The sequence below is a fragment of the Pseudomonas sp. Q11 genome, from assembly GCF_024494355.1.
GTDB classification, from domain to species: Bacteria; Pseudomonadota; Gammaproteobacteria; order Pseudomonadales; family Pseudomonadaceae; genus Aquipseudomonas; species Aquipseudomonas hefeiensis.
Genome location: NZ_JAKNQY010000011.1, coordinates 161071 through 172295, shown reverse-complemented (window position 1 = coordinate 172295; position 11225 = coordinate 161071). Strand labels below are relative to the sequence as shown.

The window sequence follows — 11225 nt, the reverse complement described above, 5'->3', positions numbered from 1 at the left end:
CAAGGAGTTTTTCGTTTCGACTGCGCCGGAAGTGGGGCGAATTATAGACGTCCAGGATTTGCCGTCAAGAACTAATTTAAGCTTTATTCGGATTTCAACACGATACGCGCAAAAGCCTTCTTCCCGGCCTGACAGACATGGGCGGCACCCAGCTTATATATATAGGTGCGATCCACAACCTCACCATCTATGCGCACCCCTCCCGAACCAAGAAGGTCTCGCGCCGCCGCCGCATTCTTGACCAGGCCCGCTTTATTAAGGACAGCCGCAATCGGCATATCTTCGGCCGCAGTCAATTCGATCTCAGGCAGGTCATCCGGCAACTCGCCATCCTTCATGCGGTTGCCCGCCGCACGATGAGCATTGGCCGCAGCCTCTTCACCATGGAAACGAGCGACGATCTCCTCAGCCAGCTTGATCTTGATGTCCCGAGGATTTGCGCCAGCCTCAACATCCGCACGGAATGCATTGATCTCATCCATGGAACGGAAGCTGAGCAACTCGAAGTAACGCCACATAAGCGCGTCAGGAATGGAAACCAACTTACCGTACATCACTCCTGGCGCTTCCTGGATACCCACATAGTTGCCCAACGATTTGGACATCTTCTTCACACCATCCAACCCTTCCAGCAACGGCATGGTCAGAATGCACTGGGCTTCCTGGCCATAGCCACGCTGAAGCTCACGCCCCATCAGCAGGTTGAACTTCTGATCCGTACCGCCGAGCTCGACGTCGGCACGCAACGCGACCGAGTCATAGCCTTGCACAAGCGGGTAGAGGAATTCATGAATGGCGATCGGCTGACTGGTTTTATAGCGCTTGTCAAAATCATCGCGCTCCAGCATACGAGCCACGGTGTACTGGGAAGTCAGGCGAATGAAGTCCGCCGGCCCCATCTGATCCATCCAGGTAGAGTTGAAAGCGACTTCGGTCTTGGCCGGATCAAGAATCTTGAAGACCTGAGTCTTGTAGGTCTCGGCGTTATCGAGAACCTGCTCGCGAGTCAGCGGTGGACGCGTCGCACTCTTGCCGCTCGGATCACCGATCATCCCGGTGAAGTCACCTATAAGAAAGATGACCTGATGCCCCAAGTCCTGGAACTGACGCAGCTTATTAATAAGCACGGTATGCCCCAGGTGCAGATCCGGGGCCGTCGGGTCGAAACCAGCCTTGATGCGCAGCGGCTGGCCGCGCTTGAGCTTTTCAATCAGCTCGGACTCGACCAACAGTTCTTCCGCACCACGTTTGATCAGCGCTAGCTGCTCTTCAACCGACTTCATAACAGACCCGCAAGGCTCAGATTCAAAGGGACCCAACCATACAAGATCGCACACCAAATACAAGGTTTGCGGGGCGCGCAGACACCAATCCACGACCAGAGTGTCCGCGGGCTTGCTTCGCAGGTGATTTGGTTATATTTTATACAGTTATTTCATCTTCATCATGTCATTCATCTTTTCCAATTCACCTTTTCAAAAGTCAAATTACCTATGACCACAAAACCATCCAAGGCGCCGCCGCTTTACCCCAAGACCCACCTGCTCGCCGCAAGTGGCATCGCCGCCCTTCTTAGCCTGGCGCTCTTGGTATTCCCTTCCAGCGATGTTGAAGCCAAAAAGACGACCCTGAGTCTCGAACTGGAAAGTCCCGCTGAACAACTGACACAAGATCAAGACGCTGCCGAAGCCGTTCAAGCCACAAACGAGGCGACTGCTTCCCCCTTCGCGCAGATCGAAAACACCGCTGAAGACACTGCCGCGTCCGCCCAAGCGGAACCCGCAGCAGAAGAAAAGAAAGACCCGGGCCACCATGAGGTGATTGTTGCCAAAGGCGACACGCTCTCCACCCTCTTCGAAAAGGTTGGCCTGCCGTCGACGTTGGTCCACGAAATCCTGGCCAACGACAAGAAAGCCAAACAGTTCGCTCGACTACAGAGGGGTCAGAAACTCGAGTTCGAACTCAGCCCAGACGGACAACTGACCAGTCTGCACACCAAGCTGAGCGATCTGGAAAGCATCACCCTGACCAAAAACGACAAGGGCTATGCGTTCAACCGCGTCATCACCAAACCCACCGTGCGCTCAGCCTATGCTCATGGCGTCATTAACAGCTCATTGTCGCAATCGGCCGCACGCGCCGGCCTTTCCCATAGCCTGACAATGGACATGGCCAGCGTATTTGGCTACGACATCGACTTCGCTCAGGATATTCGCCAGGGCGATGAGTTCGATGTCATTTACGAACAGAAAATGGTCAATGGAAAAAGCGTCGGCAACGGCCCTATTCTTTCCGCCCGTTTCACCAATCGCGGCAAGACCTACACGGCGGTACGCTACACCAACAAACAAGGCAACAGCAGCTATTACACTGCCGACGGCAACAGCATGCGCAAGGCATTCATCCGTACGCCGGTTGATTTCGCCCGCATCAGCTCAAGATTCTCCGTAGGCCGCAAACACCCAATCCTGAACAAGATCCGTGCCCACAAGGGCGTCGACTACGCAGCTCCCCGCGGCACGCCAATCAAGGCCGCCGGAGACGGCAAAGTGCTGCTGGCCGGACGTCGGGGTGGCTATGGCAACACCGTAATCATCCAGCACGGCAACACTTACCGCACTCTGTATGGCCATATGCAGGGCTTCGCCAAAGGCGTGAAGACCGGGGGCAGCGTCAAACAAGGCCAGGTGATTGGCTATATCGGCACTACCGGCCTGTCCACCGGACCGCATTTGCATTATGAATTCCAGGTCAACGGCGTTCACGTTGATCCACTGGGCCAGAAGCTCCCAATGGCCGATCCGATCGCCAAGTCCGAGCGCTCCCGCTTCCTGGCTCAGAGCCAGCCCTTGATGGCTCGCATGGATCAGGAAAAAGCCACCATGCTGGCCTCGAGCAAGCGCTAAGCCATGGCGCGCTATATCGGCGTGATGTCTGGCACCAGTCTGGATGGACTGGATATCGCGCTGATCGAGCTGACTCCGGCGATCAAGTTGATCGCCACACACTACATCCCCATGCCCGCCTCCCTGCGCGCCGAAATACTTGCGTTGTGCAGCAGCGGGCCCGATGAGATTGCTCGCTCAGCCATTGCTCAACAACACTGGGTAAGGCTGGCTGCGCAAGGCGTCCACACGCTTCTTGAGGGGCAGACGCTCAAACCTGAAGATATCAGAGCGATCGGTAGCCATGGCCAGACCATACGACACGAGCCGGCCCGTGGCTTTACCGTGCAGATCGGCAACCCGGCATTGTTGAGCGAATTGACCGGCATTGCCGTCGTCAGCGATTTTCGCAGTCGCGATGTTGCCGCTGGCGGGCAAGGTGCCCCGTTGGTTCCTGCGTTTCACGAAGCGCTGTTTGAAGAACGGGCTGGCAATCGCGCCGTACTGAATATCGGTGGCTTCAGCAATCTCAGCCTGATAGAACCCGAAAAGCCCGTAGCCGGCTTTGATTGCGGCCCTGGCAACGTATTGCTGGACGCCTGGATACATCAGCAACGGGGCGAGCACTTTGATCGCGATGGCCTGTGGGCGGCCGGCGGAAAAGTCGAACCGGCTTTGCTAAAGACTCTGCTTGGCGACCCGTTCTTTATCACTCAAGGCCCTAAAAGCACAGGCCGGGAAGTGTTCAACCTGTCCTGGCTGACCCAGCATCTGTCGCACCTACCGGCCTTCGCCCCTGAAGACGTGCAGGCAACGCTGCTCGAATTGACGGCCCTGACCATCGTCCAATCACTGCAAAATGCCCAAACCAACACTCAAGAGCTGCTGGTTTGCGGCGGCGGCGCACACAACCGCACACTCATGAAGCGGCTGGCCGACTTACTGCCACACACCCAAGTCAGCAGCACGGCCGCTTACGGGGTAGACCCGGATTGGGTCGAAGCCATGGCTTTTGCCTGGCTGGCCCATTGCTGCCTTGAAGGCATTTCAGCGAATCGCCCAAGTGTCACCGGCGCACGGGGCCTGCGCATACTCGGCGCAATCTATCCCGCCTGAATCCATTTCCCCCGGACAGCAAAACGCCGCAGAGCTGTAAGGCGCTGCGGCGTTCTTATTGAGCCGTCAGATCGAAAACGAAGAACCGCACCCACAGGTCGTGGTGGCGTTAGGGTTCTTGATGACGAAACGCGACCCCTCCAGTCCTTCCTGATAATCCACCTCAGCACCCGCCAGGTACTGGAAGCTCATCGGATCGACCACGAGGCTGACACCTTCGCGCTCGACGATGGTGTCGTCATCAGCCACTTCCTCATCGAAAGTGAAGCCGTATTGAAAACCCGAACAACCACCGCCCGTCACAAAAACGCGCAGCTTTAAACGATCATTCCCTTCCTCATCGACCAGGCTCTTCACCTTGTGCGCGGCACCGTGGGTGAATTGCAAAGCCATGGGGGTGAAGGTTTCGACGCTCATGCTGAATATCTCCCGGCGCTTACGCCGCCATAATGCGTGATGACGCGCATTATCCGCTTCTCCTAGAAAATCGGTCAACTATTTGAGGGGCAGACGCAAACTACACGTTATAAGCTGCAAGCCTGGCACTTCAAGCTTGCAGCCTCAGATTGGAGTTAAGGCAACATCCCTGCGTGGGACAGACCCAGACGCTCATCCAGCCCGAACAGGATGTTCAAGTTCTGCACAGCCTGGCCGGACGCGCCTTTGACCAGGTTATCGATGACTGACAACACCACTACCAGATCGCCATCCTGCGGGCGATGCACCGCGATCCGGCAAACGTTCGCGCCGCGTACGCTACGAGTTTCAGGGTGGCTGCCAGCCGGCATCACGTCGACGAACGGTTCGTTGGCGTAACGCTTCTCGAACAACGCTTGCAGGTCTACGGAACGGTCGACGACGGTTGCGTACAGCGTGGAGTGAATGCCCCGAATCATCGGCGTCAGGTGCGGCACGAAAGTCAGGCCGACATCCTTGCCCGCGGCGCGGCGCAGCCCCTGGCGGATTTCCGGCAGATGACGGTGACCTTTGACTGCGTATGCCTTCATGCTTTCCGACGTCTCGGAATACAACGAGCCGACACTGGCGCCACGGCCGGCACCGCTGACACCGGACTTGCAATCAGCGATCAGACGCGACGCATCGGCAAGACCGGCCTCGAGCAGTGGCAGGAAACCCAGTTGCGTTGCCGTTGGATAGCAGCCCGGTACAGCGATCAGCCGTGCCTGCCTGATTTTCTCGCGATTGACTTCCGGCAGACCGTAGACCGCCTCGTCCAGCAGATCCGGCGCACCGTGGGGCTGACCGTACCATTTGGCCCATTCTTCGGCGTCTTGCAGGCGGAAATCTGCCGACAGGTCGATGACCTTGGTCCCGGCGGCCAGCAGCTCGCCTGCCAAGGCATGAGCGACCCCGTGAGGCGTGGCGAAGAACACCACATCACAGGCTCCGAGGGTCTTGACGTCTGGAACGCTAAACGCGAGGCCGTCGTAATGGCCCCGCAGATTCGGATACATGTCAGCGACGGCCAGTCCGGCCTCGGATCGGGAAGTAATGACCACCACCTCAGCCTGCGGATGCTGTGCCAACAGACGCAGCAGTTCGACACCGGTGTAACCCGTGCCGCCGACGATACCGACCTTGACCATATACCTGCCCTCAACGAACCCACTGGAAAGCTGTCGATGATAGGGGCCGCGCGGCTCGGCGACAACCGCCAAGGTGACGTGTGGGCGCTCTAGCCTCTACTATCGGGCTACCGTGAATCTGGGAATAAACCAAAATGCTCTATCTATGGCTCAAAGCACTTCATATCGTCAGCATGGTCTGCTGGTTCGCCGGCTTGTTCTACCTGCCTCGCCTGTTTGTGTATCACGCTCAAAGTGAAGACAGCATCAGTAAAGAACGCTTCAGCGTCATGGAGCGCAAGCTGTATCGCGGCATCATGGGCCCGGCGATGATCGCCACCCTCGTATTCGGCATCTGGCTGCTCAGTCTCAACGCCAGCGCCTACTTCACTCAAGGCGGCTGGATGCACGCCAAGTTGACCCTGGTGGTGCTGCTGATCGGCTATCACCATATGTGCGGTGCGCAATTGAAGCGCTTCGCCCGTGGCGAAAACACCCGCAGCCATGTCTTTTATCGCTGGTTCAATGAAGTGCCGGTTCTGATATTGCTGGCTATCGTAATTCTGGTCGTCGTTCGGCCGTTCTAACTTCCAATCAGCACCACTTATCCGGGGTACTTCCGATGTCGCTGCCCGCTCTGCTTGAACAACGTTTGCGCCTGCCCGTCGTGGCAGCGCCGATGTTTCTGATTTCCAATCCACAACTGGTACTGGCCTGCTGCCGCAACGGAATCGTCGGCAGCTTTCCGGCGCTGAACCAGCGCGAAAGCAGTGGCTTCAAGGCTTGGCTGGAAGAAATCGAAGCGGGCCTGGCAACAATGGAAGACCCGGCGCCCTATGCCGTAAACCTGATCGTCCATCACAGCAACCCGCGGCTTCAGGCCGACCTGGCCATCTGCATCGAACACAAGGTGCCGATTGTCATCACCAGCCTGGGCGCAGTGAAAGAACTGGTGGATGCGGTTCACAGCTATGGTGGGCTGGTATTCCACGATGTGACCACCCGCCGTCATGCCGAAAAAGCGGCCGAAGCCGGTGTTGATGGCTTGATAGCGGTCGCCGCCGGTGCAGGAGGCCACGCCGGGACCTGGAGCCCTTTCTCACTGGTCGCCGAGATTCGGCAGTTCTTCGATAAAACCCTGCTGCTTGCGGGATGCCTGAACCACGGCCAGCAGATTCTGGCCGCACAACTGCTGGGCGCGGATTTGGCCTACTTCGGCACACGCTTTATCGGCACGACCGAAAGCCATGCACCTGACGCTTATAAAGAGATGTTGCTCACATCCAGAGCCGCGGACATCGTGCATACTCCTGCGGTGTCCGGGGTGCCGGCCAGCTTCATGCGCCAGAGCCTGGAAAACGCCGGTTTCGACCTGGCCGCCCTGCAGGGCAAGGGCGAGGTGGATTTCGGTTCAAAACTCAAGCCGCTGAACGACGAAGCCAAGGCCTGGAAAACCGTCTGGTCCGCAGGCCAGGGCGTGGGTGAAATCCATGATCTGCCAAGTGTCGATCAGCTAGTGGCACGCCTGGATGAAGAATATCGGCAGGCGCTGGCCCGAGCGGCACAACTCGGCAGCCAATGGCCCCGCTGAAATCAGCCTGATCCAAACCATTGCTTAACCTAATGAGACAAGGATGCCTGGCATGAGCGAAACCCGTTTCAATATCGTATTCGATGGCGCCCTGCTGCCGGGTGTCGATACCACCACAGCCAAGCTTAACCTGGCTGAACTGTTCAAAAGTGATGTCAGTGCCATTGAACGGTTGTTCAGCGGGCGCAAGGTGGCGCTTAAAAGCAACCTGTCCCAGGCCGACGCGCAGAAGTACCTGGAGGCTCTCAACAAGAGCGGGATCGATGCCCGGATCGAAGCAGAGCCCTCCCTTGAACTGAACCTGGACGAGGTACAGCATTCGCCGCCGCAGTCGAGCGGACGCCACCCGGACTCAATCATCGACCCGGTATCGCCCTACGCGCCACCCCGAGCCGAGGTGGGTGAAGCAATGGCCGAGTACAGCACGCTCAAGCCCTTCAGCTTCGATGGGCGTATCGGACGGCTGCGATTTCTGGGCTGGACCATGGTCTTGACGCTGGTCATGCTGTTTGTGGTCGGCACAGCCTTTTCACTGGGTCTTACCTGGTTCCTCGCCTCCAGCTCCACAGCAGCAATGATCGTCGGCGGCCTGCTGGGGCTGATCATCGCTCTGGGCTTTGCTTATGTAAGCATTCAGTTCAGCGTCCAGCGCCTGCACGACCTGGGCTGGTCCGGGTGGTTGTGGCTGCTCAACCTGGTGCCGTTCGTGGGCAGTGTCTTCCCCTTCGTACTCATGGCGTTGCCCGGCAACACCGGCGCCAATCGCTATGGCCCCCCGCCGCCGCCCAACAGCACCGCGGTCAAGGTACTTTCGTCGCTGTGGATCGTCATGATCGTAGTGGCTTTCCTTGCCGCAATGGCCGGGACATTCAGCGGCATCACAGAGGAATACGACAGCAGTTCCTTGAGCAGCTATGAGAGCAGCGAACTCATTGATGAAGACACTGCAGAACCTGCCGTCGAAGCAGCCGAGCCTGCTGCGCCTTCTGTAGACTATGAAGAGGAACAATAAGCGCGCTTCGTGCCGGTGACAGCTCAGTACACTGGCGACGGGACCGTTGCGATGGAGAACTGCATGACCCGTTACGCTCTGATCACTGGCGCCTCCAGTGGCATTGGCCTGGCAATGGCCGAAGCACTCGCCCGCCGCGGTCGCGACCTGATATTGGTGGCTCGACAGCGTGATCGGCTGGAAAGTATTGCAATCGAACTGACTCAGCGTTTTGGCGTGGAGGTGTTGTTCCGGGCTTGTGACCTGGGGGAACCGCTGAGGCTTTCGGGCTTTCTGCTTGAGCTGGAAGAAGGCGAACGCCAGATCGACCTGCTGGTCAATTGCGCCGGCATCGGCACCAGCGGGCCGTTCCTGGGCCAGGACTGGATGACCGAGCAAGATCTGATCGAAGTCAACATCCTCGCCTTGACGCGGCTCTGTCATTCGGTGGGCAACAGCATGGCGCTGCAGGGCGGTGGCCAGATCCTGAACGTTGCATCGATCGCCGCGTTCCAGCCTGGACCCTGGATGAGTACCTATCACGCCAGCAAGGCTTACGTGCTGCACTTCTCCGAAGCCCTGCGGGTCGAACTGAAAAAAAGCGCAATCAAGGTATCGGTGCTTTGCCCCGGCCCGACACGAACCGGTTTTTTCGCCAAGGCACAGCTCAATGAACAGAAATTCATCGACAGCAAAGGGCTGATGAGCCCGGAGGAAGTTGCATTGTATGCCGTGCGCGCACTGGAGAAGAACCGGGCGATCATTGTTCCGGGGCGTCGCAATCGCTGGCTGGCTGCGTTACCGCGACTGGGGCCACGATGGCTGGTTCGAACTATCGCCGGCATGAGCAACAAGGCCTGTTGCCCCCGCTGAATGCCTTTATCCGTATAAAACCGGGCTCGCCAATCGAGCCTTCAGTACACTCGACCTCGACTAACCCAATGGAGAAACAGCTGTGGATACTCTGTTTACCAAGATCATCAACCGGGAGATTCCAGCCAAGATCATTTACGAAGATGATCAAGTTCTGGCATTCCACGACATCGCCCCGCAAGCACCTGTGCATTTTCTGGTCATCCCGAAGAAACCGATCCGCACGCTCAATGATCTGACCGAGCAAGACAAAGGCCTGGCCGGGCATATCCTGTTTACTGCCCAGCGCTTGGCGCTCGAGTTGGGCTGCGAAGAAGGTTTTCGTGTGGTGATGAACTGCAATGAACTTGGGGGACAGACTGTCTATCACATTCATATGCATGTGCTTGGGCAGCGTCAGATGCACTGGCCGCCGGGTTGATATCCTTGACCCCACGCAAATCCTCAGCGGCCGATTGGGTTAAACTGGCCGCCGTGATTTTTCCCGGAGGTAAGCATGACTACCCAACGTCACTACTCACCGATTGACCGTCTGCTGCTGCAGGCCGATACCGCGATGCGTACGCTGCTGCCCTTCAGTGGTCAGCCCTACCGCCCATCGCCGGCTATCGTGCAGCCGGACGTGCAAATGAGTGACGAGCAAACCCGCCATGTCGCTGGGTTGATGCGCATCAACCACACCGGTGAGGTCTGCGCCCAGGCGCTGTATCAGGGCCAGGCGCTGACGGCGAAGCTGCCCCAGGTGCGTGAGGCGATGGAACATGCCGCCGAAGAAGAAATCGACCATCTGGTCTGGTGCGAGCAACGCATTCGCCAACTGGGCAGCCATACCAGCGTCCTGAACCCGTTGTTCTACGGGATGTCATTCGGAATCGGCGCAGTGGCCGGGCTGATCAGCGACAAAGTCAGCCTCGGCTTCGTTGCGGCCACTGAACATCAGGTGTGCAAACACTTGAATGAGCATCTGGAGCAATTGCCGGCCGAGGATGAAAAGACCCGGGCGATTCTGGAGCAGATGCGCGAGGATGAAGAGCACCACGCCGAGAGTGCGCTTGAGGCTGGGGGGTTCCGTTTTCCGGCGCCGGTGAAGTTCGGCATGAGCCTGTTGGCCAAGGTCATGACCAAGAGCACTTATCGAATCTGATCGTGCAAGGTGGCGAGGGGATTTATCACCGAGCCACAGCGTTGCACGCTTTAGGGTCTATCCACGCTCTCACAGAAATTAAAAAAGGCGACTACCCATGGGTAGTCGCCTTTTTTTGCACTCGAAATCTTCAGCGCGGCATGTTGCGCGCGTAGAAAATTTCCAGCATCTCGTGTTTCACACGGTCTTCCACCTGGTCCCGCTGTTCAGCAGAAAGGTTGCTGGTAGCGTCGCCGAACAGGTAGTTATCAAGCTCGAAGTTCTTGAGCAGCATTTTGGTGTGGAACAGGTTTTCCTGATACACGTTCACGTCGGTCATCTGGTACGCGTCGCGAGTGTCTTCGGAGAGATAATTCTGAATCGAGTTGATCTCGTGATCAATAAAGTGCTTATGGCCTTCAACGTCGCGGGTAAACCCACGCACACGGTAATCCACCGTCACGATGTCCGAGTCGAACTGGTGGATCAGGAAGTTGAGTGCCTTGAGCGGTGAAATGACGCCACAGGTCGACACATCGATGTCCACGCGGAACGTCGCAATACCATCCACCGGGTGGATTTCCGGGTAGGTATGTACCGTAATGTGGCTCTTGTCGAGGTGGGCCAGGATGATTTCCGGCAACGGGCCCGGGGACTCTTCGATCTGGCTGTCGGTCGGTGTCACCGGCTCTTCCGAGATCAGAATGGTCACGCTGGCGCCTTGGGGTTCATAGTCCTGACTGGCGATGTTCAGGATGTTGGCACCAATGATATCGACAACTTCCGTGAGGATCTGCGTGAGGCGCTTGGCGTTGTACTCTTTATTGATGTACTCAACGTAGGCCTGCTGGTCCTGCGGGGTTTCCGCATAGCAGATGTCATAGATGTTGAAGCTCAAGGTCTTTGTCAGGTTGTTGAACCCATGGAGCTTGAGTTTGCTTTTCACCGTTTGAAAACTCTCTATGTATTGCGGCCTGGCCGCGTGATCAAGCATGCCCGTCAGATGCGAACGACGCACCTGCGTAGGACGGTTAACACCTCTTCGCGATGGCGATTTTGG

12 protein-coding genes are annotated in these 11225 nt (G+C 57.5%); 8 read left to right on the top strand and 4 right to left on the bottom strand.

The features are described 5' to 3' along the window. Window positions 1–83: 83 nt before the first annotated feature. Complete coding sequence (gene tyrS, locus MA884_RS14165; RefSeq protein ID WP_256231110.1) at window positions 84–1283, bottom strand: tyrosine--tRNA ligase; 1200 nt, start codon at window positions 1281–1283, stop codon at window positions 84–86. Between the two features lie 210 nt (window positions 1284–1493). Here tyrS and MA884_RS14160 point away from each other — a divergent pair, with 210 nt between their 5' ends. After that, entirely contained in the window at window positions 1494–2906 is a 1413-nt protein-coding gene (locus tag MA884_RS14160) for a peptidoglycan DD-metalloendopeptidase family protein (RefSeq protein ID WP_256231113.1), read from the top strand. Window positions 2907–2909: 3 nt separating this feature from the next. After that, window positions 2910–4001, top strand: coding sequence for an anhydro-N-acetylmuramic acid kinase (locus MA884_RS14155; RefSeq protein WP_256231109.1), 1092 nt, complete (start codon window positions 2910–2912; stop codon window positions 3999–4001). A 66-nt stretch (window positions 4002–4067) separates the two neighbouring features. On the opposite strand, the gene erpA is transcribed toward MA884_RS14155, so the two are convergent. Both erpA and argC read right to left on the bottom strand, forming a co-directional pair. Continuing rightward, window positions 4068–4418, bottom strand: coding sequence for an iron-sulfur cluster insertion protein ErpA (gene erpA / locus MA884_RS14150; protein ID WP_123343855.1), 351 nt, complete (start codon window positions 4416–4418; stop codon window positions 4068–4070). A gap of 155 nt (window positions 4419–4573) precedes the next feature. Then, window positions 4574–5608, bottom strand: coding sequence for an N-acetyl-gamma-glutamyl-phosphate reductase (gene argC, locus MA884_RS14145; RefSeq protein ID WP_256231108.1), 1035 nt, complete (start codon window positions 5606–5608; stop codon window positions 4574–4576). Window positions 5609–5742: 134 nt separating this feature from the next. Between argC and hemJ the strand changes: the two genes are divergently transcribed. From hemJ to coq7, 6 genes are all read left to right on the top strand, one after another. Further along, the gene (gene hemJ, locus MA884_RS14140; RefSeq protein WP_256231107.1) at window positions 5743–6174 is read left to right on the top strand and encodes a protoporphyrinogen oxidase HemJ; all 432 of its coding nucleotides are present in this window, start codon (window positions 5743–5745) and stop codon (window positions 6172–6174) included. A 35-nt stretch (window positions 6175–6209) separates the two neighbouring features. Continuing rightward, on the top strand, window positions 6210–7178 hold the full coding sequence (locus MA884_RS14135) for a nitronate monooxygenase family protein (protein WP_256231106.1): 969 nt from the start codon (window positions 6210–6212) through the stop codon (window positions 7176–7178). Window positions 7179–7230: 52 nt separating this feature from the next. After that, window positions 7231–8190, top strand: coding sequence for a DUF805 domain-containing protein (locus MA884_RS14130; RefSeq protein WP_256231105.1), 960 nt, complete (start codon window positions 7231–7233; stop codon window positions 8188–8190). A gap of 63 nt (window positions 8191–8253) precedes the next feature. Then, window positions 8254–9042, top strand: a complete 789-nt coding sequence (locus MA884_RS14125; protein ID WP_256231104.1) for an SDR family oxidoreductase — start codon at window positions 8254–8256, stop codon at window positions 9040–9042. 82 nt (window positions 9043–9124) lie between these two features. Then, window positions 9125–9463 (top strand): histidine triad nucleotide-binding protein, encoded by a 339-nt coding sequence (locus tag MA884_RS14120; protein WP_256231103.1) that lies wholly within the window; start codon window positions 9125–9127, stop codon window positions 9461–9463. Between the two features lie 75 nt (window positions 9464–9538). Then, a complete protein-coding gene (gene coq7 / locus MA884_RS14115) occupies window positions 9539–10186 on the top strand; it encodes a 2-polyprenyl-3-methyl-6-methoxy-1,4-benzoquinone monooxygenase (RefSeq protein WP_256231102.1) in 648 nt (215 codons plus the stop codon). A gap of 130 nt (window positions 10187–10316) precedes the next feature. Here coq7 and speD read toward each other — a convergent pair whose 3' ends face one another. After that, complete coding sequence (speD, locus tag MA884_RS14110; RefSeq protein ID WP_047228048.1) at window positions 10317–11111, bottom strand: adenosylmethionine decarboxylase; 795 nt, start codon at window positions 11109–11111, stop codon at window positions 10317–10319. Window positions 11112–11225: the final 114 nt, after the last annotated feature.